The sequence below is a fragment of the Streptomyces sp. NPDC056061 genome (genome assembly GCF_042266885.1).
GTDB lineage: Bacteria > Actinomycetota > Actinomycetes > Streptomycetales > Streptomycetaceae > Streptomyces.
In genome coordinates, this window is record NZ_JBHJWQ010000002.1 from 274854 (window position 1) to 299030 (window position 24177).

Below are 24177 nucleotides of genomic sequence, written 5' to 3' on the forward strand. Positions count from 1 at the left end.
GAACCGTCCCCGGCCACCGCCCGCCCCAGCCCCACCGGAACCGGTCCGACCCGGAACCGGACCGGCTCGGTCCGGCCCCGGTCACTTGACCTTGTAGTCCTGACCGAGCACGACGGACACGTCCACGTTCGCGGCGGGCTTGCCCTGCTTCACCGCGCTCACCGGCAGTCCGAGGGTCTCGGCCACCTGCGTCGCCGCCTCCTTCTGCGCCGGAGCCTCGTAGACCACCTCGGACAGTGCCGCGGCCCCGGCCGTCCCTCCTCCGACGAAGGCGTAGCCGCCGTTGACCAACTGGACCCGGGCCGAATTCGCGCCGTCCTTGTCGCCGGTGGCGTTCTTGACCCCGACGCGCACCGTGGCACCGGCCTCCGGGGCCTTCACCTTGCCGCCCAGGACGTCCTTGACGACACTCTCGGTGGCCGCGTCGGTGAGCGTGCCGTCGTCCTGCACCGGCATCAGCTCCGTCTTGTAATCGCCGACCTTCGCGTGCTGCGCGAGCTTCGCCAGGGAGACACCGAGGTCCTTCTCGGGAAGCGACGGGTCGAGGATCTGCGCCAGTGCCTGCACGGTGACGGTGGCCGTCTTCGGATCGCCCGAGATCTTCCGCAGCACCCCCCGCAGCACCTCGCCGAACCGTATGAGCTGCTTGGTCTCGGCCTCGTCGGGCGCCCGGTAGGTGGCGTACGCGACAGCCATCCGGCCGCTCAGGGTCTGTGCCTCACCCTTCTTCACCAGCGGCGAGGCGCCGGCCTTCGCGTCCGGCACGTCGACATCGGTGTCGACGTCGATGTTGCCGACGAGGTCGACGAGAGTTTCCAGGTAGGGGGTGTCGAGCCGCCAGGTGCCGCTGATCGTCGTACCGAACAGCGTGCCGATCGCCTCACGTGTTCCCGTGGTGCCGTCGGCATCGACGGACTTGCCGAGGGTGGTCGTGGCGCCGTCGTCGTCGGCGACCGCGAGCGAGTTGGGAAGCAGGACCGTGGTCCCCCGTTTGGTCGTCACGTTGTCGACGAGCAGCGCCGTGGAGGTGCCGCCCTTCTTCGTGTCGTGCAGGTGGAGCACGATGACGTCCCGCTTCTGCGGACCCGTCGACGCCGTGGTGTCCTTCTCCGAACCGGAGAGCCCGGGAAGCTTTCCGGCGGACCAGAGGTAGCCGACGCCGCCGACGACCACCAGGGCCACCACGACTATCAGCGCGACCAGACGATTGCGCCCGCGGCGTCGTGCCTCTTCGCGCCGCTCACTGCGGCTCTCGGTGAACTTGAGCCAGTCGATGACGTCTTCGGAGTCCTCGTCGGGCTCCTCGATGAAGGAGAACTGCTCGGTGCGGTAGTCGGAGCGGCGCTGTCCCGGAACAGCTGATTCCGGCTCGGCCTCGTCCGCGGGCGCCGGTCGTGGTTCCGGAACGGTCGGGGCCGGTGCGGACGGGGCCGGTGCGGACGGGGCCGGTGCGGACGGTGACACCTGGGCGACGGTCCGCTGCGACTGGTACGAACCGTCCTGCTGCGGGGGCGCCGTCGCCTGCTGGGGAACGTTCCACTGCTCGGCGGTGTCGACCGCGGCGGGCTGCGGACCTGTGTCGTGGCCGTAGCCGTAGCCGTCGTAACCGCCGTACATCTGCTGCCCGGACCCGGGCTGCGCCTGCTGCTGGGGGGCGTACGGGTCGTATGCCGACGGCTGCGAGGGCTGCGGCTGTCCGGACTGCGCGTAGGGGTCGTACCCGTAGTCCTGCCCGGACTGCTGCGGGTCCTGGGGCTCCTGTCCGTACTGCGTCTGCTGCGCCTGCTGCGGCTGTGCGTACGGGTCGTACGTGCTGTAGGTCTGCTGTCCGGCCTGCTGATACACCGGCTGCCCGTATGCGTCGTAGCCGATGATCTGCGGCTGCTGGTAATACGGGTCGTACGGGTTCTGTCGGTCGTTCACCGGTGCCCCTCTGACTCATTCGCCGCGGTACAGCTGGCGCTTGTCGATGTAGCGAACCACACCGTCCGGCACCAGATACCAGACCGGTTCCCCCTTGGCGACCCTCTCGCGGCAGTCCGTGGAGGAGATCGCCAGCGCGGGCACCTCCACCAGCGAGACCCCGCCCTCCGGCAGCCCGGGGTCCGTCAGCGTGTGTCCCGGCCGGGTGACTCCGATGAAGTGCGCGAGCGAGAAGAGCTCGTCGGCGTCCCGCCAGGTGAGGATCTGGGCGAGCGCGTCCGCGCCGGTGATGAAGAAGAGGTCGGCGTCGCCTTGCATCGCCCGCAGGTCCCGCAGCGTGTCGATGGTGTACGTCGGTCCGCTGCGGTCGATGTCGCTGCGGCTGACCGAGAACTGCGGGTTGGACGCCGTCGCGATGACCGTCATCAGATAGCGGTCCTCGGCCGGTGAGACATGCTTGTGGCTCTTCTGCCAGGGCTGCCCGGTCGGGACGAAGATCACCTCGTCGAGGTGGAACTGGGCGGCCACTTCACTGGCCGCCACCAGGTGTCCATGATGAATCGGGTCGAATGTCCCGCCCATCACGCCGATACGGCGTGTTCCGCTGCCGGTAGGCACTTCCTGCTCTCCCATGCGTGCAGAGCCTACTGGCACAGGTGTTCGCGCCCGCTTCAGCGGTCGCGATTGAAGCGGGTGGTGACCCACAGCAGGAGCATCAGCACGAGGAACGCACCGCCACCGGTGACGATCGGCTGAAGGGACGGGTGGTTGCCACCGTGCTCGCCGCCCTCGGCGGCGAGGGTGACCAGCTGGTGCGCGGTGCTCGTGAGGCTCATCTTCGGCAGGACCTATCGATCGGGGGTCTGAAGGTGGACGTCGCGCACATCGTATGCGGGCACCTCGGGCACGCTCACGCCGACTCAGTCGTTGACGTCGTTGTTGTCGTCGCCGCGGTATCCGCGGAGCAGGAACCAGGCGAGCAGCCCGGCCCCGACGATCGAGGCGAGCAGCACGATGCGGAGCGTGGCGCCGGGCCCCTGGTCCTTGGCTGCGGCGGCGAGCAGAGCAACGGTATGCGGCATGTCGGGCGTCTCCTCAGTTATCCACAGCCCCCCGCACACCGTAGCCCCACCGCCTACGCTGGGGTCCGTCAGGGGGCGAGCGACGTCTCGTACGAACAGGGGGCCCATTCATGACCGAACGCAATCACGAGAGCGGCGGGAACGTACCGAGCAGGCAGCGGCGGCGTTTCGCGAGGATCTCGTCCCGGGCCTACGAACACCCGGCAGACCGCTCGGCCCTGGTGGCCCTGCGCAAGCTGAGCGGTTTCGACACCGTCTTCAAGACACTGAGCGGTCTGCTGCCCGAGCGCAGCCTGCGGCTGCTCTTCCTCTCCGACTCCGTCCGGGTGAGCGACGCGCAGTTCGCCCATCTCAACGACATGCTGCGCGACGCGTGCTACGTCCTGGACCTGGAGAAGGTCCCGCCGATGTACGTCAACCAGGACCCGCAGCCCAATGCCATGTGCATCGGTCTCGACGAGCCGATCATCGTGGTGACGACGGGGCTGGTGGAGCTGCTGGACGAGGAGGAGATGCGGGCCGTCGTCGGCCACGAGGTGGGCCACGCGCTCTCCGGCCACGCCGTGTACCGCACGATCCTGCTGTTCCTCACCGGTATCGCGATGAAGGTCGCCTGGATCCCGCTGGGGAACGTGGCGATCATGGCGATCGTCACGGCGCTGCGCGAGTGGTTCCGCAAGTCGGAGTTGTCGGCCGACCGGGCGGGCCTGCTGGTCGGCCAGGACCTGCAGGCGTCCATGCGCGGCCTGATGAAGATCGCGGGCGGCAATCATCTCCATGAAATGAACGTGGACGCCTTCCTGGCCCAGGCCGACGAGTACGAGAAGGGCGGCGACCTGCGCGACTCCGTGCTCAAGATCCTCAATCTGCTGCCCCGTTCGCACCCGTTCACCACGGTGCGCGCGGCCGAGCTCAAGAAGTGGTCCGAGTCCCGCGACTACCAGCGGATCATGGACGGGCACTACCCGCGTCGCGACGAGGACAAGGACACCTCGGTGACGGACTCCTTCAGGCAGTCCGCGGCGCACTACGCCGACGCGGTGCGGACCAGCAAGGATCCGCTGATGAAGCTCGTCGGCGACATAGCGGGCGGCGCCGGGGACCTGGGCGGCAAGCTCCGCGACAAGTTCACCGGCCAGGGCGGCGGGGGCGCGGCCGGCAAGAAGAACGCCGACGCTACGGACGGTTCCCCGGGCGCGACGAGGCCGGAGGAGCCTCAGAACCCTGATGCGCCGGAGTCCGGGGGGAGCTGACCACCAGCGTCCCGCAGAGTGCTGCCGTGGGCTGGCCCGTGTCGTACGGGTCGGTGCCCGCGGGGCCGCGGGGGGCGGCGCGTTCACCGGCGAGCAGGGGCCGCAGCGTGCCCGCGGTGTCCGTCGGACACGCCTCCGGTCCGGCCTGGACGTAGCTGGAGCGCAGTTCCAGCCGGTGCAGTCGCAGGTCTTCCGGGTCGAATCGGAAGTGCAGCTCGCGCCGCACGGTGAAGAGCGACGCGTCTCCCGCGCGTTGGGCGCCCGGGGCGGCGGGGCGGAGCACGTACGTGAAGGTGTGGTCCGACACCACCTCCAGGCTGTCGGCCCCCGTCTCGCTGTAACTCAGGGTGCCGCGGACGCGAATGTCGGGATCGGCGAGGGCCACCTTCGTCGGGTCGAAGTGGACCACCCAGCCCGCGGGTGCGTGCTGCCCGTCGTCGTCCGGCCGGTTCATGCTGCGTTCGAACTGGGCCGTCTGGTCGGGGTCCAGCAGCTTCTCCACCGGTCGCAGCGCGTGACCGGTGAGGACGTCGGGGTCGAGCGACGACGCCACCAGGTAGGACTCGACGGTGGCGAGGGCCGCCGCCACCTGGTTGTTCGAGAAGTTGTCCGTGGCCCTGGCCGGTGGAGGATTGATGCCCGCGGCACCCGTCGCGAAGTGCGCGGCGGGGCTCTTCGCGAGCAGGGCGGCGGCCGTTCCGCCGGGTACGGTCCCGGTCGGTGCCAGCGGGATGACGGTCGACCTCAGGGGTTCGACCTTGCGGCCGACCGGTGCCTGGTAGGGATTGCGGAAACCCATGTACACGGCCGTTCCGAAGGCCAGGGCGATCAGCAGGACCAGCACGATGGCGGCTCTGGATCCGCCCCTGAATCTTCGGGGCGGGAGACTGCGCACGGCAGGGGTGTGGTCCGCGATGCGCTCCTGGGCGGAGAACTCCTTCAGCCGGGCGGCCCGCACGAACGACTCGTCGAAGACGAGCGACCGGTACTCGTCCTCACCGCCGCCCGGAGCGTTCTCGGGCGGGCCTTCTGGGGGTTCTCCGCGGTCTGCCATGACTTCTCCCGACTCCACGTCACCGACCGGGGCCGAGACGCTTCGCTCTGCTCGGCCCAAGGCTTCGGACAGGGCCCGCCGGTCAGGGCGCTCACGACACCCATGACGACCCATGAACGGACGGGTGAGAAGCCCCCTCGGAGAGAGGGGTCACACCTTCAGGGTAGGTCGTTTGCGGCCGCGGTAAACGCCCGGCCGTGAGAGAACCGTCCGGCGGCCGCACGCTTTCGTGGAACGCGCCGCGGCGATTGCGGCGGGCCGCTGCGGAACCGACCGTCCGCGCCCGCACCGGAAGGTGCCTCCGGCGCGGGCAAAGACGGTGCGGACAGAAACGGCGCGGGCGGAAACAGAGAGGCAGAAGCGGCGCGGGCGGAGACAGCGCCACGACGGAAACGGTCGTGCTCGGTCATCGGGCGTGCTCGGTCACCGGGCGTGCACGGCCCGGTCCCCGCCGGGCGCGGCCGACACCGTCGGTCGGAGACGACCGGCCGACATCGACGGAGCGGCATCCCTTACCGGCCCCGGGACCGTGTCCACGCCCGTGGTGGCGGGCGGCGGGGCGGGCTCCTGCCGGTTGCCGGAGCTGTTGCGGTAGACGGCCCCGAAGGCGAGCGCGACCATTCCGATACCCATCAGCACGGCGAGCACCCAGGCCACCGGCCGGTGCCAGCGGGCCGACCCCCGGTAGGGGCGCAGGGCCCCACCGTGCCTCCCGTAGGGACTGCCGTGGGTGCCGCCGTCAGGATTCAGCGGGTCGTCGTGGAAGTCGTCCCCGAACCCGCCGCCCCGGTCGTACCCGTCGTCGAGGTAGTCGTCGTCCGACGGGCCGCCGCCCGCACGGGACCGGGAAGCCTCGGCCTCGGCCCGCGCCTGCGCCGCGGCGAGCAGCCGCTCCACCGCGGTGGGTTCGTGGATCTCGGCAGCCCGTACGAAGTCCTCGTCGAACACCACGGAGGCGAAGTCCTCGTCCGCGCCCCCGCGGTCGTCGTCGGGCTCCCAGCCGTCCGGGAACGGCCTGCCCCCCACGTCGTCCGGCACAGCTCCAGACTAGACCCGGCCGGTCGTTCTGGGCAGGGAGCGGGCGACATTCACCGACCCCGGGCATTCACCCGGTCACCGCACGTGGCCGTCGCCCGTGACGATGTACTTCGTCGAGGTCAGCTCCGGCAGCCCCATCGGGCCCCTGGCATGCAGCTTCTGCGTGGAGATGCCGATCTCGGCACCGAAGCCGAACTGACCGCCGTCGGTGAAGCGGGTGGACGCGTTCACGGCCACCGTCGTGGAATCGACCAATTGGGTGAAGCGGCGGGCCGCCGCCTGCGAGGTGGTCACGATCGCCTCGGTGTGGCCGGAGGACCAGAGCCGGATGTGCGCGACGGCCGCGTCCAGGGAATCCACCACGGCCGCGGCGATGTCGTAGGAGAGGTACTCGGTCTCCCAGTCCTCCGGCGTCGCCGGCACCACGGTGGCCCTGGACCCGGCGGCGTGTTCGAGGACCCGCTCGTCGCCGTGCACGGTGACCCCCGCGTCGGCCAGCGCGTCCAGGGCACGCGGCAGGAAGTCCGCGGCGACGTCCTTGTGGACCAGCAGCGTCTCGGCCGCGTTGCAGACGCTCGGGCGCTGCGCCTTGGAGTTGATCAGGATGTCGACGGCCATGTCGAGGTCGGTCCGCGCGTCCACATAGACATGGCAGTTGCCGGTGCCCGTCTCGATCACCGGCACGGTGGACTCCTCGACCACGGTACGGATCAGTGAGGCACCGCCGCGAGGGATGAGGACGTCGACGAGACCGCGGGCCCGCATGAGTTCGTGTACCGATTCACGGCTCTCCCCCGGCACCAGCTGCACCGCGTCGGCGGGGAGACCCGACCCCCCGACCGCGTCGCGCAGCACGCGTACGAGTGCCGCGTTGGAGGAACGGGCGGAGGACGAACCGCGCAGCAGCACGGCGTTGCCGGACTTCAGGCAGAGCGCCGCCGCGTCGACCGTCACGTTGGGCCGGGCCTCGTAGATGATCCCGACCACGCCGAGCGGCACCCGGACCTGCCGCAGGTCGATGCCGTTGGGCAGGGTCGAGCCGCGGACGACCTCGCCGACCGGATCGGGCAGGGCCGTCACGTCCCGCACGTCGGCCGCGATGGCGCGGATCCGCTCCGGTGTGAGGGTGAGCCGGTCGATGATCGACTCGCTGGTACCGGCCTCGCGGGCGCGGGCGACGTCCTCGGCGTTGGCCGCGACGATCTCGCTCGACCGTACTTCCAGCGCGTCCGCGATGGCCAGCAGCGCATCGTCCTTCGCCGCGCGGGGCAGTGGCGCGATGTCGGCGGCGGCGGAGCGGGCCCGGTAGGCGGCCTGGGCGACCGGGGACATGTTGTCGTACGGCGAGAGCGTGGTCATGCCCGCAGCGTAGTGCGCACGCTACGGGCATCCGTCACGTATCCCGTGATGCGAGACAACTGCCGCGGAGACCGGACGTGCCGGACGACCGCCCCCGGCCGTCGTGCCCGGCGGACCACTACTGAGCGGCGCCGCACGGCTCGGCGCCGCTCAGTACGGATGCACGCCGACCGGGGCCGCCGGGGGCGGCCCGTATCCCTCGGCGACGCGCTGGTGGTACGTCTCGCGGTCGATGACTTCCAGGCCGACGATCTCCCAGGGCGGGAGCCCGGCCGTGGAACGGTGCTCTCCCCAGAGCCGCAACGCGACCGCCGCCGCGTCGTGCAGGTCGCGGGCCTCCTCCCAGTAGCGGATTTCCGCGTGGTCGTTGGCGTACCTGCTGGTCAGCAGGAAGGGATGGTCGTGCGCGAGCTGTTCGAGACCGCGCCTGACCTCGCCGAGCGGGATCTCTACGCCCGAGACGCTCAGCGTGACGTGCCAGAGTCTGGACGGGGCGCGCTCGGGGGCGCGCTCCGCCCGCACCGCCGCCGGACCGGTTTCCGTCACCGGCCCCGGCTCGTCGGTCCGGTCGTCCGTACGGTCCGCGGATGGGCTCCCGTCGAAGCCGGAGCCCGCTCCGACACTGGTCAGGGCCCGGCCACCCGTTCCTCGGGGCGGTGCCCCCGGGCGCACTCGTCTCACCGGCCGCCTCCTGTGCATGCGATTGCTGTGCTGTACCCCGCTGTGTCCCTGCTACAAAGTTGACCAGCCCGCGCCCCCGGATGGGGTGGTTTTCGTGAAGGTCTTCGTCCTGAGGCTGGACTTTCAACCGTTTCAGGGGGTCTCGTCAGCGATGCAGGACGACAAGATCGTCCCTGTGTACGACCTCGCGTTCGTAGGCCGGACCGAGTTCGCGGGCCAGATCGCGCGTGGATCGGCCGAGCAGTTGCGGGATCTCCTTGGCATCGAAGTTGACGAGTCCGCGGGCCACGGGGCGGCCGTCGAGGTCGCGCAATTCCACCGGATCGCCCGCGGTGAACTCCCCCTCGACCGAGGAGATCCCGGCGGGCAGCAGCGAGCCGTGCCGCTCGACCACCGCCCGCACGGCCCCGTCGTCGAGGGTGAGCGAGCCCTGCGGAGTGGAGGCGTGGGCGAGCCAGAGCAGCCGGTCGGCCGACCGTCGGCCGGTGCGGTGGAAGTACGTACCGGTGTCGCGTCCGGCGAGGGCGTCGGCCGCGCGGCTCGCCGACGTGAGGACGACCGGCACACCGGCCGCGGTGGCGATCCGGGCGGCCTCGACCTTGGTGACCATGCCGCCGGTGCCGACACCCGCCTTTCCCGCGCTGCCGATGACGACCCCCGCCAGATCCCCGGGCCCGGCCACCTCGGCGACCCGTGACGTGCCCGGGATGCTGGGGTCTCCGTCGTAGAGGCCGTCCACGTCCGAGAGGAGCACCAGCAGATCGGCGCGGACCAGGTGGGCGACGAGCGCCGCGAGCCGGTCGTTGTCGCCGAACCGGATCTCGTCCGTGGCGACGGTGTCGTTCTCGTTGACGATCGGGAACGCGCCCATGTCCAGGAGCTGGTCGAGGGTGCGGCAGGCGTTCCGGTAATGCGCGCGGCGGCTGGTGTCGTTGCTGGTGAGCAGGACCTGGCCGACGCGTACGCCGTAGCGGGCGAAGGAGGCGGTGTACCGGGCGACGAGCAGTCCCTGGCCGACGCTGGCCGCGGCCTGCTGCCTGGCCAGGTCCTTGGGACGGCGATGCAGGCCGAGCGGGGCCAGTCCGGCCGCGATGGCGCCGCTGGAGACGAGCACGATCTCCCGCTCCCCACCGCTGCGCACCTTGGCGAGCACGTCGACGAGCGCGTCGACGCGGTCCGCGTCGAGGCCGCCCGCCGCGGTGGTGAGGGAGGAGGAACCGACCTTGACCACGATCCTGCGGGCCTCTGTGACGCCCTGCCTTGCCCCTGACACGTACATCCCCAATGATTCGGCCTCGCCCGGCCCCCGCAATCTACGCGAACGGGAGGACGGGCGCCCGCGCGTTCCGCCCCGTGGACGTCCGAGGCCCCTCCGGTCCGGTGGACCGGAGCCCCGTCCGCCTCCCGCCCGCGCCCGCCCGGATCACCCGAGGACCGCGGATCACCCGAGGACCGCCCCACAGCCAATAAAACCATTGATACGAAATTCCGATTTCGCCGCCCTGTGCGTCATGTGACCCGTACCGAACAATCGAATTCCGCCGCACGGAGCGAACTCGCACACCCATCGGACCATCCCATTCATTCGGGAGCCGATAGGGTGCACGGCGGCGTTTCCCAATTTCCCCCGGCCGCGCACGCACCATCCCCGCCGAACCACCGTTTCCGGGGACCTACCAGACATGGGACAAGAGCGATGTCAGTCAAAGTAAGTGTCGTCATTCCCGTTTACAACCCGGGCAAGTACATCGACCCCTGCATCGACTCGCTGCTGCGACAGTCCCTCCCCGCGGACGAATTCGAAATTCTCTTCGTCAACGACGGGTCGACGGACGACACTCCCGAACGGCTCGAAAAACTGGCCGCGGACCACCCGCACATCCGGGTGATCACCATCCCCAACTCCGGGTGGCCGGGAAAGCCCCGCAACATCGGCGTGGGCGAGGCGAGGGGCACGTACGTCCAGTTCGTCGACCAGGACGACCACCTGGCCCCGGATGCGCTGCGACGCATGTACGAAATGGGGCACCGCAACGGCTCGGACATCGTCATCGGCAAGGTGGCCAGCAACTTCCGCGGTGTGCCGCACGGCGTGTTCCGGAAGAACCGTGAGAAGTGCACCCTGCGCGACGCCCCGCTGTACGACAGCCTGACCCCGCACAAGATGTTCCGTACCGAGTTCCTCCGCGAGAACGGCATCGCCTACCCCGAGGGCAGGCGCCGGCTGGAGGACCAGCTGTACATGATGCGGGCGTACTTCCCGGCGAAGGCCGTCTCGATCCTCGGGAACTACACCTGCTACCACTACTCCCGGCGCGACGACGGCAAGAACGCGGGCTCCGCCAGGATCGTCCCGTCCGAGTACTACGGGAACCTCCGCGAGGTCCTGGACGTCGTCGTGGCGAACACCGAGCCGGGCCCCTTCCGGGATCTGCTGCTCCGCCGCTTCTACCGGGTCGAGATGCTGAGCAGGCTGAGCGAGCCGGCGGTCGTCAGGTACCAGCCCGACTTCTTCCACCGGATGGTCGAGGCGATCAGGCCGTTGGCGCTCGACTTCATGGCGGACGGCGTGCACGACGGCCTCGGCCCGCTGCTGCGGGTGCGGTCCGCGCTGCTGCGCGAGGGCGACCGGGAAGGCATCCTCCGGGTCGCCCGCTTCGCCGGAACCGTCAAGGCATCGGCCCGACTGGAGAAGTTCGACTGGCAGCCGGACGGAAGCGTCGCCGTCGCCGTCACCGCCCGGCTGGTCCACGGCGACGACCGGGAACCCGTGAAACTGCTGCGCCGGGACGGCCGCTACTTCCTGCATCCGGACAACGGCGGCGGTCTGTCGGCACGGGGCGAACTCCTCGATGTCACCGATGACATCGACGGATTCTCCGCCGAGTTGTCGCTGCGCAATCGCGAGACCGCCGTCGAATGGCCCTGCCCCGCGTCGTTCACCCGCGAGATCGACGACCTCGGCGACGGGACCTGCGAAATCGTCCTGCGCGGCACCGGCCGTCTGTCCACGGAGGCGACCGGGGGCCGCAGCCGGGTCCCCCGCGGCTTCTGGGACGTCTGGGTACCGATGCGCGGTCTGGGCCTGGTGCGCAAGGCGAGACTGGGGGCAGATCGCACGCCGGAGGTGGACGCCGCCTGCCTGCCCGCGTCGCTCGGCTCACCGGCCCGCGCCGTCATCCCGTACTTCACCGACCCGAACGGCAACCTCACGCTCGATGTGAGCCGCCGCGGCAAGAAGCTCGCGGCCCACCTGGACGGGCGTCCGGTGCAACGGACGCCGGGCCGTCGCCCCGAGCTCCGGCTGGAACTCCTCACCACCGATGCCACCGCGCCGTCCGGCAGCCGCCTGGTCCTGAGCCCGGCCGACGGAAGCGGCTCCGCCGTGCACACACTGCGCGCCGTGCTGCGCCCGACGACGGGCCGGGCCCACCTCGTCCTCCCGGAACGCGCCCCCGGCCTCGCGGAGGGCGACTGGACGCTCTCCGTCCGGCTGGACGGGGAGAAGAACCCCGCCCTGCGCCTCTGCCCGGTCACCATCGGCAGGGGCGGGCGGATCCGGCTGGCCCCGGAGCTACCCGCGGCCCCGGACTCGGCCATGGCCGGTGTCGCCGCGCGGCGCCGGAGGGCGTCCCTGCGCCGGGCGCTGCGCAGGGTCGGCGGCCCCGTCGTGCGCAGGCTGCCGGCCCGGGGCCGGAAGCGGGCGCGCCGCCTCGCCGACCGGCTCCTCGCCGACTGATCCGGCCCCGCCGTCCCGCCGGGCCCGGCGGGACGGCGCTCCTCAGCACCAGCACCCACACCCGAAAAGGACGTGATCGCATGCGGCAGCTCTCCATCGCAGGAGCCTGGGCGCACGAGCCCAAGGTCTTCCCGGACAGCCGCGGCAGCTTCCATGAGTGGTACCGGGCCTCGGATCTCGACGAGGCGGTCGGGCACCCGCTGCGGCTCGCCCAGGCCAACTTCTCCGTCTCCCGTCGAGGTACCCTGCGCGGCGTCCACTTCGCCGACGTGCCGCCGAGCCAGGCGAAGTACGTCACGTGCGTACGGGGCGCGGTCCTGGACGTCGTCGTGGACATCCGGGTCGGCTCCCCCACATACCGGCAGTGGGAGGCCGTCCGGCTGGACGACACGGACCACCGCGCCGTCTACCTCGCCGAGGGGCTCGGCCACGCCTTCATGGCCCTGACGGACGACGCGTCGGTGGTGTATCTGTGCTCCGAGGGCTACGCGCCCGGCCGCGAACACGGCATCAACCCGCTGGACCCGGAACTGGGCATCAGGTGGCCGGAGGGGATCACCCCGTTGCTGTCCGACAAGGACGCCGCGGCCCCCACGCTGGCCGAGGCCGAGCGACAGGGGCTGCTGCCCTCGTACGAGGCGTGCGAGGCGTACTGCGCGCAGGTGCGCGCCCGGGACTGAGCCGCCGGTCGCGAGCGCGCCGTTCCGCCGGCCCGTCGGGGCCGTGTGCCGGTCAGCCGGTCACGGCCTCGATGCGCCTGCGCAGAGGGGCGAAAGCCGAGCGGGGCCGGCGCAGATTGCGGGCGCGTGCCAGCGCCGGCCAGAAGTCGGCGCGGAGCAGCGTCTCGGGCCGGACCGCGTTCTTCCGCCCCAGTACCTCCTCGGGGACGTCCTGCGGGTCGGATACGACGTACTCCTCGACGATCCGGTCGTACGCGGTCCGCAGGACCTCGTTCTCCGGGTCGGCACCGAAGACGACGGCCACCCCGGTCGGTGCCGTGTCGACCTCGACGACGACAAGATCGGGGCGGAAGCGGCGGAGCACCTGGACGACCTTGTAGACGTCGCCGGTCCAGAACGTGGTGTGACGGTCGCGGGCCGCCTCGTCGACGTCGCGCGGCAGCATGTCGTCCAGCACGATCACGCTCGACCAGCGGGAGTGCCGCTCGACGTTCATGAAGTCGCGCAGGGCGTACTCGAAGAGGTGCATGCCGTCGATGAAGGCGAGTTCCAGCTTCGGGTCCCCGCCGAACGCCCGGAGCGGGTCGCGGCGGGCGAGGGCGCGGAACGGATTGCGTCCGTTGCGCAGGTGCAGCAGCGGGTCCTTGCGGGCGAAGAACGCGTCGCTCGTGGCCCTGACCAGGTGCACATCACAACTGATGTCCGTGACCACGCGGAAGGCGGGATCGACGGCGACGGAGGGAACGCGTGAGAGGGCGAGGCTCCTGCCGTCGTTGACCCCGATCTCCAAATAGTTGCGGGGCCGGTAGACGCGGTGCACATGTCGCAGGAATTCGTGGCGGTTCACGTGGAGCAGCCCTTCGGAAGGCGCCGACTGGTCCCCGAGAAATTACCGCATCACCGCATCGTCGCGGACGAATTCATTTCCGCGCACACCCCGATCACTCACTTTTTGCATGCGATCGCACGCTCATTTACCGGACGGATATTCGACGATCACCATCATTGTGCGGCGAGAAGTGCCGGAAACGCTTCCCGCAATGCCTCTCGCCAGTCCCGGATCGGTTCGATCCCGGTCGCCGCCCAGCGGTCGTGGCCCAGCACGCCGAACGCGGGGCGGGGCGCCGGTCTCGCGAAGGCCGCGCCGGCCGTGGGGCGGACCCGGCCCGGATCGGCGCCGAGCAGCCGGAAGATCTCCCGGGTGAAGCCGTACCAGGTGGTCTCGCCGCCGCTGGTCCCGTGGTAGATGCCCGCGGGCGCGGCGCCCGCGCGGGCGGCCTGCCCGAGCCGGACCAGCCGATCGGCGAGATCGACGGTCCAGGTCGGCTGCCCTCGCTGGTCGTCGACCACGTCGAGGGTCTCCTTGACGCCCTCCAGCCCGATCATGGTCCGGACGAAGTTGCCGCCGGCCGCCCCGTAGAGCCAGGCCGTGCGCACCACATAGCCGGTGTCCGGCAGGGTGCCGAGCACGGCGCGCTCGCCGGCCAGCTTCGTGCGCCCGTAGGCACTGCGCGGTCCGGTGGGGTCGTCCTCGGCGTACGGCGTCGCGGCGTCGCCGGCGAAGACGTAGTCGGTGGAGACCTGGAGGAGGACCGTGCCGTGTTCGCGGCAGGCCCCGGCGAGGACCTCGGGACCCGTCCCGTTGACCCGCAGCGCGGCCTCCTCGCGGGACTCGGCGTCGTCGACCGCGGTCCAGGCGGCGCAGTTCACCACGACGGCGGGGCGGTGCCTCGTGAAGGCCGCCCGCACCGACGCGGGATCGGCCACGTCGACGGCGGCACGGTCCGCGGCGACGGCGGTGACGTCCTCGTCGGCGAGCCGGGCCAGGACGTCCCGGCCCAGCATCCCGGCGGCCCCGGTGACCAGCCAGACGGCGTTCACAGGGCGGCCCTCCTCTTCAGCGGCTCCCACCAGGCGCGGTTGTCGCGGTACCACTGCACGGTCTCGGCGAGGCCGGTGCGGAAGTCCTTGCGCGGTTCGTAGCCGAGCTCCCGGCGGATCTTGGCGCAGTCGACGGCGTAGCGGCGGTCGTGGCCCTTGCGGTCCTCGACGTAGGTGACGCCGGTGTCCCAGTCGGCGTCGCAGGCGTCCAGCAGCAGGCCGGTGAGCTCCTTGTTGGAGAGTTCGGTGCCGCCGCCGATGTTGTAGACCTCGCCGGCCCGGCCTCCGGTGCGGACCAGCTCGATGCCCCGCACGTGGTCGTCGATGTGCAGCCAGTCCCGGACATGGGCGCCGTCGCCGTACAGCGGGACGGGCTCGCCGTCCAGCAGGTTGGTGACGAAGAGTGGGATGACCTTCTCGGGGAAGTGGTGGTGCCCGTAGTTGTTGGAGCAGCGGGTCACCCGCACGTCGAGGCCGTGGGTGCGGTGGTACGAGAGCGCGATCAGGTCGCTGGACGCCTTGGACGCGGAGTACGGCGAATTGGGCGCCAGCGGGTCGGTCTCGGGCCAGGAGCCCTCGTCGATCGAGCCGTAGACCTCGTCGGTGGAGATGTGTACGAAGGGTTCGACACCGGCCCGGTACGCGGCGTGGACCAGGGTGTGGGTTCCCACGACATTGGTGCGGACGAACTCGGCGCCGCCGTCGATCGAGCGGTCCACGTGGGACTCGGCGGCGAAGTGGACCACCTGGTCGTGCGCGGCCATCAGCTCGGCGACCAGGTCCGCGTCGCAGATGTCGCCCCGCACGAACGCGAAGCCGGGGTGGTCGCGCACCTCGTCGAGGTTGGCCGGGTTGCCCGCGTAGGTGAGCTTGTCGAGCACCGTGACGGCGAGATCACCGGGACCCTCGGGGCCGAGCACCGTTCGGACGTAGTGCGAGCCGATGAAGCCGGCCCCGCCGGTCACCAGGATGCGTGTGGTCATGAGGAGATCTGCACCTTGCTGTGGTCGCCGAGCACGAGTCGGTGGGCGGACGGGGAACGAGGGGCGGGCGTCACCTCGACGTCGCGGCCGATGAGCGATGCCTCGACGCGACGGACGCCCGCGACGGACGCGCCCCGCAGCACGATGGAGTACTCGATCTCGCTGTCCTCGATGCGGACGTCCTCGGAGATCGACGTGAACGGGCCCACGTACGAGCCGCTGATCACCGAACGGGCGCCGATGATCGCGGGCCCGACGATGCGGCTGCCGCTGACCTTGGCACCGGTCTCGATCCGCACCCGGCCGATGATCTCGCTGTCCTCGTCGACCTCTGCCTCCTCGTGGGAGGGCACGACGGTCTCCAGGACGGTGCGGTTGACCTCCAGCATGTCGGTGACGTTGCCGGTGTCCTTCCAGTACCCGCGGATCGTGGTGGAACGGACGTCATGCCTCCGGTCGATCAGCCACTGGATGGCATGGGTGATCTCCAGCTCACCGCGCCAGGAAGGATCGATCGAGCGCACGGCCTCGTGGACGGCGGGGGTGAAGAGGTAGACGCCGACGAGCGCCAGGTCGCTCTTGGGCCTCTCCGGCTTCTCCTCCAGCCCGACCACCCGGCCCGCGGCATCGAGTTCCGCGACCCCGAAGGACCTCGGATCGGCGACCCTGGTCAGCAGGATCTGCGCGTCGGGCCGGTCCGCACGGAACGCGTCCACCAGGCCGGTGATGCCTCCGACGATGAAGTTGTCGCCGAGGTACATCACGAAGTCGTCGTCGCCCAGGAAGTCGCGGGCGATCAGCACCGCGTGCGCGAGGCCGAGCGGCTCCTCCTGCGGGATGTACGTGACCTCGACACCGAGCCGGGAGCCGTCGCCGACCGCCTCGCGGATTTCCTCCGCGGTGTCGCCCACGATGATGCCGACCTCGGTGATGCCCGCCTCCGCGATGGCCTCCAGGCCGTAGAACAGCACCGGTTTGTTCGCCACCGGCACCAGTTGCTTGGCCGAGGTGTGCGTGATGGGCCGCAGGCGGGTGCCGGCCCCTCCGGACAGTACGAGAGCCTTCACGTGACCAGTCCCCGTGGTGAGATGTCGGTCCTGTCGCGGCTGCGACCTGCTGGGCGACTCTACTGAGGATTACGGCACAATTCTCGTTGCTGCGACTCCCCTAAACGATGTGCGAAAGCATTTTCGGGGTGCGGCGTGAATATCGTTCAGTTCGATCCGATTCGCGATTTCCAGCGCCGCACATCCCGCCGCACACGCCTGACCAGGCGCCTGGAAAGGGATGCCCTTCGCGCCGCCGCCTTGGGGCGTTCGATGCGCTTGCCGTCGTGCCAGTCCGGCACGGTGACCTCGAAATCGGATTCCGAAAGTCCGCTCGAACGGTCACGGAAGTGCGGGTACGCCAGGAAGAGCTTGTCACCCTTTCGTGAACTCACCATTTCCGGAACGGATTTCTCCCGGACGAAGGTCAGCATGTCGACGAGCACATCGGACCGGCCCCGTGCGACGGCGGCGAGCCTCAGCCGTTCGGCGACCTTGATGTTGCGTGCCACCCCGTCGGTCCAGTACTTCTCCATGAGCGGCGCCGCGAGCTCCATCTTGTGGCGCCGGATCTCCTCGGAGTCCCGGAGGAAAACCGGACCGAACTGCTGCAGCGTCCCGACCGTGAACGGGCGGACCATGAGGAAGTCCCGCTTGGGTCCGGCGGGTTCGAGCCGGTGGATGAGCTCCATCATGGCCCGCATGGAATCGAAGCGCCACAGGTACGTGCCGCTCTTGGTGACCTGCTTTCCGTCGTCCCGGCCGACCAGGTGGTAGCAGACGTAGTCGGATATGACGGAAACGCCGGCGCCCCGCAGATACGCCTCCATGGTGAAGAGCGCGTCCTCGCCGGTCTTGAGCCCCTCGTCGAACCTCAGCCCCAGCCGCTCCACCAGCTCGCGCCGGAAGAGCTTCTGCGCGCTCAGCGTGTAGATGACCTTGGAGTTGTAGACGTCGACCCGTTCCTTGGTGGCCGTCCACATCGACCGCGGCGCCCCGCGGTTCACACCGACCACCTTGCCGAGCACCACATCGGTGTGCGCCCGGTCGGCCATCGCGACCATCCGCTCCAGGGCTTCCTCGCCGAAGTAGTCGTCCGCGTCGAGGAAGAAGACATAACGACCCCGGGCCAGCCCGAGACCCACGTTCCGCGGCCCGCTGGGACCGCCGGAATTCGCCTGCCTGACCACCCTGGTCGGGACCGCGGACCGGGCCGCGAACTCCTCCAGGTACTCACCGGTGCCGTCGGTGGAGCCGTCGTCGACCGCCACGATCTCCATCCGGCCGGCGCCGATGGTCTGTGCCTCCACCGATTCGAGGCACCGTACGAGGTAGGGCATCGCCTCATACGCGCCGACGATCACGGTTACGTCAGGTATTGGCATGTCGTTCACATCTTCAGAAGACAGTGGACTTCACAGGTTGGTTGCCCGCCAGGACACGTCCATAAAGTGACGCTCATCACAAAAGCCCGGCACGGCCCCGAGAGGCCGTGCCGGGCTTTCGCGCTCGCGTGTTCGAGCCATATGGATTCAGCCACGCATGGGTGCGCCGGTGTCTCTGGCCAGCCGCGCGGCCCGGGCCTCCGACTTCGCGGCGAGCGCGTCGACGGCCATGTTGAACTGCACGATCGAGGTGGGCTCGTCCGGGCCGAGGAGGTATTCCTTCAGCTCGCGCCGGTCGGCCGCCAGGTCGTCCGCCGCGGGTTCCCGCACCGCCGCGAGCAGGCCGTCCAGCTCGGTCGCCTCGTTGGAGAGGATGACCGCCGCGCGGACCGCGGTGTTCTGCCGCCGGAACTCGTCCTCGCCCAGGCCCGCGGAGTCGGTGACGGCGTAGGGCTTGCCGCTCGCGATGAAGTCCGAGACCACGCTGGAGATGTCCGAGACCATGGCGTCCGACTCGTTGAAGCAGTCGTACAACCGCATCCGCGCGTCCGTGACCACCTGGTGCTCCCACCAGCCGAGCGCGCGCCACGAGGCCGCGTTCCACTCGTCCTTCAGCCGCGCGATCTCGGCCTCGCGTGCCGGGTCGGCCAGCGAGTCGCGGGACTGCTCGGACTCGTCCCCGGCGACACGACCACCGCTCGACAGCTCGCCGAGGCGTGCCTCGATGCGCGCCATCTCGGCCTGCGCGTCGGCCCGCACCGACTGGAGCGCCGCCGCCTGCTCGGCCCAGCGGGGATCGGTCGCCCGCTCGGCGGCGGCCTTCCGGATCAGCGCGGTGATCCGCTGGTGCGCGGCCTTGGCCTTGGGGCTGCGGGTGCCGGTGAAGGGGTGCGGCTTGTAGAGCACCCGGACCGGCTGGTCGGCGCCCAGCAGTCGCTTGACGATGTTCTCGCCGGCCAGCAGCAGCGAGGTGTTGCCCGGGTTGTCGTCCCAGCCCTCCCAGGTGGGGGCGTAGAGCACGGTCGGGATCGGGTTCCTCGGCGCACCCGACCACGACTCGATGGGGGCCAGCTGCGGGCGGCCCACCTCGACGATGTCCTCGTCGCGCACCCCCACGTCCGCCAGCGCGTACCGGTCGCGACCGGCCCGGCCCGCGGTCCACACCTCGTCGTAGACCTTGCTGTACGGGTTGACGCTGGCGAGCTTGTCGCTGTCGCCGTGGCCGATGAAGACGTGCTTCATCGTCGGGACGCGGAGCAGGTGGATGTTCTTGCCGACGTTGGCCGGGTACAGCGCGACCCGCACCGAGGAGAGGTCCAGGTTCATCAGGTGCACGCCACCGGGCACGCAGAGCACCGGCACCGATCCCGAGGCGAGCTGGGGCACGATCACGCGCTCGCGCAGCAGGATCAGCGGACGGCCCTCGATCCGGGCCATGGTCTCCAGCCACATGTTGACCTGGTAGGCCGACTCCTTGGAACCGGAGAAGTAGAGGACCACGTTCGGCTGGTACTCGCGCAGCCAGGCGTTCACCCCGCTCAGCACCTTGCCGTCGGACGGCACCTGCCGCTTCGGGCGGAGGTACGGCAGGAGTGCCAGCAGGTAGCAGGCCGCCAGCACCAGGGTGACGGCCAGACCCGCGTAGGCGATCCGGGCCTCACCGACCCCCACCGCGGCCAGGACGCCCGCCATCGCGAAGACGTCCAGGTGCAGCGCCTTCTCCGCGGCCCGGTTCATCAGGAGCGGACGCGGGGCGTCCGGGATCCGTACCCGCTCCAGGTCCACGTTGCGGGTGACGACCGGAAGCCTGCGGCGGTGCTTGATGAGCGTCACTATGGCGCTCTGCGGTGCCTGGAGGGCGTAGAAGGCCAACAGGCACGCGATGGTCGCGTAGAACAGCGTGTCCTCGCCGTACCCCATGCGGGCGAGCAGCAGGATCAGCAGCAGCTGACGGACCAGGAAGCGGATCGAGAGCCCCGCGCGAATCGCGGACAGGCGATTGATCAGATAGCTGCCGCGTCGGTGCAGATACTGATCGGCCAGATAAGTGACCGCGGCGGCGCCGACAAAGAACCAGAGACTGGGGAGGAGGGCCGCGAGCATTATGCAGGGGAAGCCCAGAGCCATGAGAAGAGCGGCGGCCAGCTCCGAACCGCTGCCCACCCTAGCCAAGCGCATGGCTTTCGAAATCACGAAGTACCGCTTCCGAGGGTGCCGACTGTTTGCCTTGCAAGGGAATTGTGAAGCCTGAGCTTCACGAATTCGGACCCCTGGAATTCGCGCGTGGCGACTTCAGGGGTCCGAATAGTCGATTGTCACGCAGTATTACACATCAGCCTGTCGGTCCAGGACGGCGGCCAGTGCCTGCTCGAATCCCGACGCCTCCGAGGCACCGCGGGTCGGGTCCTGCTGCCGCACGTCGATGACGTGGCCGGTCATCTCGGACAGCAGGACGGCGAGGGACGTCCGGGCGACCGCCTCGGAGGAGAGCAGGGTGCCCGCGGGCTCCTCGCCGAACGCCTTGGTACGCATCGGCGTCGCGGTGCGCTCCGGGTTCACGCAGTTCACCCGGACGCCCTCGCCGGCCCACTCGTCCGACAGCGCCTGGGTCAGGTTGACCATGGCGGCCTTGGTGGAGGAATAGAGGCTGTACTCCGCACGGCCGCGGGTGTAGCTGCTGGAGGTGTAGAGCAGCAACTGCCCCCGGGTCTCGGCGAGGTACCGGTACGAGGCGCGGGCGATCTGGACCGGGGCCAGGTAATTGACGTTCAGCGCTTCCTGGATGGTCTCGTTGTCCGTCTCGGCCAGCTTGCCGATGCGCAGGACGCCCGCGGTGTTGACCACGTAGTCGATGCGCCCGGTGTCGGCATGGGCCTTGGCGAGCGCCGCGTCGATGTCCTCCGGGTTCTCCACGTGCGTACCGGTGGTCGAACGGCCCAGGGCGTAGACGGTGGCGCCGTAGGACTCGGCGAGCGCGGCGATGTCCGCGCCGATGCCGTACGAGCCACCGAAGACGACAAGGGTCTTCCCGGTGAGCAGTTCGCGGTAGGAGGCGTCGTCGGCCGGCTGCGGGACGGCGGTGGAGGCCAGCTGGAAGAGCTTGTCCGCGATGAAGACGTCGACCGGCTGGGTGACCTTCATGTTGTACTCGTCGCCCGCGACGACGTAGATCGGCACGTCGGGGAGGTACTTCAGGACGACCGAGCAGTCGTCGGTGGCCTGGAAATTCGGATCGCCCGCCGCGACCTCGTACGCCCGGCGGATCGTGGACAGCTTGAACGCCTGCGGCGTCTGCCCGCGGCGCAGCCGGGAGCGGTCGGGGACGTCGGTGATGAACTCGCCGTCGTCGCCGTGCGTACGGGTCACGATGATCGTGTCCGCGGACGGGATGGCGACGTCGACCGCCTGATAGCGGTCCAGGGCGTCGACGCAGTCCTTGATGACGCGCTGTGAGAGCAGGGGGCGCACGGCGTCGTGGAAGAGGACGTTGCGGTCCTCGCCCTCGGCCAGGCCCTCGCCGAGGGCGGCGATGGCGCGCTCGGTGGTCTCGTTGCGGGTGGAACCGCCCTCGATCACCTGGGTGACCTTGGTGAGCCCGGCCTTGGCGACGATCTTCTCCACGTCGGCCACGTAGCCGGGCGCCATCAGCACGATGACGTCGTCGATCGAGTCGGCCTGCTCGAAGATGGACAGCGTGTGCTCGATGACGGCCTTGCCCGCGATCTTCAGCAGCTGCTTGGGAATGGCCAGCCCCACGCGCTGGCCGGTTCCGCCGGCGAGCACGACTGCTGTGGTTCGGGCTTTGGCTATGTGCTGAGCAGACACGGACGACCTACCTCGAAGGCTGGGAGACACAGCGATGGTTGCACTCTCCGTTACCGTCTCGCAAGGTGGACGTCGACCGGCGCACGCCACGCCGAAACCTGGTGTTGCCCTGCGATCAGGGGAAAGAGCGGAACGGACGGTTCACGGACAGGTGACCGAGACCACACGACCGAGCCGCGTGAATCACCCCCGAGCGGGGCGGCCGCCCGGCCCGCGGGGCGCGGACGGACGCGCGGAACGCGTCCGTCCGGCGGTGACGGGAAGACGGTTCCGGAACCCGCGGACCATGCCCCGGTGCCCCGGCCGGCGATGCGCCCCGTCCGATGCCGCGCGCCGGTCCGCCGGGGGTTGCGGGACAGCTCTCAGAACGGGTTGAAGTCGTCGAACTCCCGCAGTGCCTCGTCGCGCTCCGCCTCGCGGTCGCGCCGACGCTGCGCCGCCGGACGGGGCGCCTCGAAGCGGTGGTCCTCGCCCCGCCGGCCAAGCATCTCCGCGCCCGCCGCCATGGTCGGTTCCCAGTCGAAGACGACCGCGTTGTCCTCGGCGCCGATGGCCACGCCGTCGCCCGCCCGGGCACCGGCCTTCATCAGCTCGTCCTCGACACCGAGGCGGTTGAGCCGGTCCGCCAGGTAGCCCACGGCCTCGTCGTTGTTGAAGTCGGTCTGCCGCACCCAGCGCTCCGGCTTGGCGCCGCGCACCCGGTACAGGCCGTCCTCCTCCAGGGTGACGGTGAAGCCCGCGTCGTCGACGGCCTTCGGACGGATGACGATGCGGGTCGCCACCTCGACGGGCTTGGCCGCACGCGCCTCCTCGATGACGCCCGCGAGCGCGTAGGAGAGCTCCTTCAGGCCGGTGCGGGCGACGGCCGACACCTCGAAGACGCGGTAGCCGCGCGCCTCCAGGTCCGGGCGGATCATGTCGGCGAGGTCCTGGCCGTCGGGAATGTCGATCTTGTTGAGGACGACGATGCGGGGCCGGTCGTCCAGACCGCCGTACTGCTTCAGCTCCTCCTCGATCACGTCGAGGTCGGATACCGGGTCGCGGTCGGACTCCAGCGTCGCGGTGTCCAGCACGTGCACGAGGACCGAGCAGCGCTCCACGTGCCGCAGGAACTCCAGGCCCAGGCCGCGGCCCTGGCTGGCGCCCGGGATCAGGCCGGGGACGTCGGCGATGGTGTAGACGGTGCTGCCCGCGGTGACCACGCCGAGGTTCGGGACCAGTGTCGTGAACGGGTAGTCGGCAATCTTGGGCTTGGCCGCCGACAGGACGGAGATGAGCGAGGACTTCCCGGCGCTCGGGTAACCGACCAGCGCCACGTCGGCGACGGTCTTGAGCTCCAGCACGATGTCCCGGGCCTCGCCGGGCTCGCCGAGCAGCGCGAAGCCGGGGGCCTTGCGCCGGGCGGAGGCCAGCGCGGCGTTGCCGAGGCCGCCGCGACCGCCCTGACCGGCCACGAAGGTGGTGCCCTGGCCGACGAGGTCGGCAAGTACGTTGCCTGCGCGGTCCAGCACGACGGTGCCGTCGGGCACCGGCAGGACCAGGTCCTGCCCGTCCTTGCCGGAACGATTGTCCCCCGCGCCCGGCTGCCCGTTGGTGGCCTTGCGGTGCGGGCTGTGGTGGTAGTCGAGGAGCGTGGTGACGGACTGGTCGACGACCAGGGTCACATCGCCGCCGCGGCCGCCGTTGCCGCCGTCCGGGCCGCCCAGCGGCTTGAACTTCTCGCGGTGTACGGAGGCACAGCCGTGGCCTCCGTTACCCGCGGCGACATGCAGTTCGACGCGGTCCACGAAGGTGGTCATGGTCGGTACCTCCAGTTACATGCGTACAGAAATGTCTCACTCGCGCCGCCCCGCGCACGGGACGGCAGCCTCCCGGGAGGGGAACCACGCGAGGCATCCTCAGGGAGAACACGCGAAAGGCGGACCCGCTTCCCGTGGGGGAAGTGAGGTCCGCCTCCGCAGAAACCGCTCGACGAGCGCCGGAAATCAGCCGGCGATCGGAACGATGTTCACGACCTTGCGACCACGGTGCGTGCCGAACTCGACCGCACCGGCGGTGAGGGCGAACAGCGTGTCGTCGCCACCGCGACCGACGCCCGTGCCCGGGTGGAAGTGGGTGCCGCGCTGGCGGACCAGGATCTCACCGGCGTTGACGGCCTGACCGCCGAAGCGCTTCACACCGAGCCGCTGAGCGTTGGAATCGCGACCGTTCCGGGTGGACGATGCGCCCTTCTTGTGTGCCATGTCTC

General features: G+C 70.1%; 21 protein-coding genes. 3 read left to right on the forward strand and 18 right to left on the reverse strand.

The features are described from left to right. Positions 1 to 81: 81 nt before the first annotated feature. The 4 genes from ACFC79_RS05295 to ACFC79_RS05310 form a co-directional block, all read right to left on the reverse strand. Positions 82 to 1923: an LCP family protein gene (locus ACFC79_RS05295; RefSeq protein WP_376235432.1), complete on the reverse strand. Its 1842-nt coding sequence runs from the start codon at positions 1921 to 1923 to the stop codon at positions 82 to 84. 15 nt (positions 1924 to 1938) lie between these two features. Continuing rightward, complete coding sequence (gene nadD, locus ACFC79_RS05300; RefSeq protein ID WP_376235434.1) at positions 1939 to 2556, reverse strand: nicotinate-nucleotide adenylyltransferase; 618 nt, start codon at positions 2554 to 2556, stop codon at positions 1939 to 1941. A 38-nt stretch (positions 2557 to 2594) separates the two neighbouring features. Then, positions 2595 to 2759, reverse strand: a complete 165-nt coding sequence (locus tag ACFC79_RS05305; RefSeq protein ID WP_376235438.1) for a hypothetical protein — start codon at positions 2757 to 2759, stop codon at positions 2595 to 2597. An 84-nt stretch (positions 2760 to 2843) separates the two neighbouring features. Next, complete coding sequence (locus ACFC79_RS05310) at positions 2844 to 3005, reverse strand: hypothetical protein (protein ID WP_376235441.1); 162 nt, start codon at positions 3003 to 3005, stop codon at positions 2844 to 2846. A gap of 110 nt (positions 3006 to 3115) precedes the next feature. Here ACFC79_RS05310 and ACFC79_RS05315 point away from each other — a divergent pair, with 110 nt between their 5' ends. After that, on the forward strand, positions 3116 to 4258 hold the full coding sequence (locus ACFC79_RS05315; protein WP_376235443.1) for a M48 family metallopeptidase: 1143 nt from the start codon (positions 3116 to 3118) through the stop codon (positions 4256 to 4258). Here ACFC79_RS05315 and ACFC79_RS05320 read toward each other — a convergent pair. The 5 genes from ACFC79_RS05320 to proB all read right to left on the reverse strand — a co-directional run bounded on the left by ACFC79_RS05320 (position 4182) and on the right by proB (position 9621). Then, a complete protein-coding gene (locus tag ACFC79_RS05320; RefSeq protein ID WP_376235446.1) occupies positions 4182 to 5312 on the reverse strand; it encodes a hypothetical protein in 1131 nt (376 codons plus the stop codon). The two genes, ACFC79_RS05315 and ACFC79_RS05320, sit on opposite strands and share 77 nt — an antisense overlap. A 423-nt stretch (positions 5313 to 5735) precedes the next feature. Beyond that, positions 5736 to 6350 (reverse strand): hypothetical protein, encoded by a 615-nt coding sequence (locus ACFC79_RS05325; protein ID WP_376235449.1) that lies wholly within the window; start codon positions 6348 to 6350, stop codon positions 5736 to 5738. Positions 6351 to 6425: 75 nt separating this feature from the next. Beyond that, complete coding sequence (locus ACFC79_RS05330; RefSeq protein WP_376235451.1) at positions 6426 to 7709, reverse strand: glutamate-5-semialdehyde dehydrogenase; 1284 nt, start codon at positions 7707 to 7709, stop codon at positions 6426 to 6428. Positions 7710 to 7859: 150 nt separating this feature from the next. Beyond that, a complete protein-coding gene (locus tag ACFC79_RS05335; RefSeq protein ID WP_376235454.1) occupies positions 7860 to 8390 on the reverse strand; it encodes a hypothetical protein in 531 nt (176 codons plus the stop codon). 145 nt (positions 8391 to 8535) lie between these two features. Continuing rightward, entirely contained in the window at positions 8536 to 9621 is a 1086-nt protein-coding gene (gene proB, locus ACFC79_RS05340; RefSeq protein WP_376235824.1) for a glutamate 5-kinase, read from the reverse strand. 465 nt (positions 9622 to 10086) lie between these two features. On the opposite strand from proB, the gene ACFC79_RS05345 reads away from it, so the two are divergent. After that, the gene (locus tag ACFC79_RS05345; protein ID WP_376235456.1) at positions 10087 to 12129 is read left to right on the forward strand and encodes a glycosyltransferase family 2 protein; all 2043 of its coding nucleotides are present in this window, start codon (positions 10087 to 10089) and stop codon (positions 12127 to 12129) included. 80 nt (positions 12130 to 12209) lie between these two features. Further along, positions 12210 to 12809, forward strand: coding sequence for a dTDP-4-dehydrorhamnose 3,5-epimerase (gene rfbC, locus ACFC79_RS05350; protein WP_376235458.1), 600 nt, complete (start codon positions 12210 to 12212; stop codon positions 12807 to 12809). A 52-nt stretch (positions 12810 to 12861) separates the two neighbouring features. Here the strand turns inward: rfbC and ACFC79_RS05355 are convergent, their stop codons facing one another. The 9 genes from ACFC79_RS05355 to rpmA all read right to left on the reverse strand — a co-directional run bounded on the left by ACFC79_RS05355 (position 12862) and on the right by rpmA (position 24172). Further along, complete coding sequence (locus ACFC79_RS05355) at positions 12862 to 13656, reverse strand: class I SAM-dependent methyltransferase (protein ID WP_376235460.1); 795 nt, start codon at positions 13654 to 13656, stop codon at positions 12862 to 12864. 155 nt (positions 13657 to 13811) lie between these two features. After that, positions 13812 to 14690 carry a dTDP-4-dehydrorhamnose reductase gene (rfbD, locus tag ACFC79_RS05360; RefSeq protein ID WP_376235463.1) on the reverse strand — a complete coding sequence of 293 codons (879 nt, stop codon included), beginning with the start codon at positions 14688 to 14690 and terminating at the stop codon, positions 13812 to 13814. Next, entirely contained in the window at positions 14687 to 15673 is a 987-nt protein-coding gene (rfbB, locus tag ACFC79_RS05365; RefSeq protein ID WP_376235465.1) for a dTDP-glucose 4,6-dehydratase, read from the reverse strand. The genes rfbD and rfbB overlap by 4 nt, the downstream gene beginning before the upstream one ends. Then, positions 15670 to 16740 carry a glucose-1-phosphate thymidylyltransferase gene (locus tag ACFC79_RS05370; protein WP_376235468.1) on the reverse strand — a complete coding sequence of 357 codons (1071 nt, stop codon included), beginning with the start codon at positions 16738 to 16740 and terminating at the stop codon, positions 15670 to 15672. Before ACFC79_RS05370 ends, rfbB begins: the two co-directional genes overlap by 4 nt. Before the next feature lie 146 nt (positions 16741 to 16886). After that, positions 16887 to 18113 (reverse strand): glycosyltransferase family 2 protein, encoded by a 1227-nt coding sequence (locus tag ACFC79_RS05375; protein WP_376235471.1) that lies wholly within the window; start codon positions 18111 to 18113, stop codon positions 16887 to 16889. Positions 18114 to 18251: 138 nt separating this feature from the next. Beyond that, positions 18252 to 20282: a hypothetical protein gene (locus ACFC79_RS05380; RefSeq protein ID WP_376235473.1), complete on the reverse strand. Its 2031-nt coding sequence runs from the start codon at positions 20280 to 20282 to the stop codon at positions 18252 to 18254. A 147-nt stretch (positions 20283 to 20429) separates the two neighbouring features. Continuing rightward, positions 20430 to 21929: a D-ribitol-5-phosphate cytidylyltransferase gene (locus tag ACFC79_RS05385; protein WP_376235475.1), complete on the reverse strand. Its 1500-nt coding sequence runs from the start codon at positions 21927 to 21929 to the stop codon at positions 20430 to 20432. A 362-nt stretch (positions 21930 to 22291) separates the two neighbouring features. Next, entirely contained in the window at positions 22292 to 23728 is a 1437-nt protein-coding gene (gene obgE / locus ACFC79_RS05390; RefSeq protein WP_376235477.1) for a GTPase ObgE, read from the reverse strand. Positions 23729 to 23914: 186 nt separating this feature from the next. Continuing rightward, positions 23915 to 24172, reverse strand: a complete 258-nt coding sequence (gene rpmA / locus ACFC79_RS05395; protein WP_376235479.1) for a 50S ribosomal protein L27 — start codon at positions 24170 to 24172, stop codon at positions 23915 to 23917. Between the last annotated feature and the right edge of the window lie 5 nt (positions 24173 to 24177).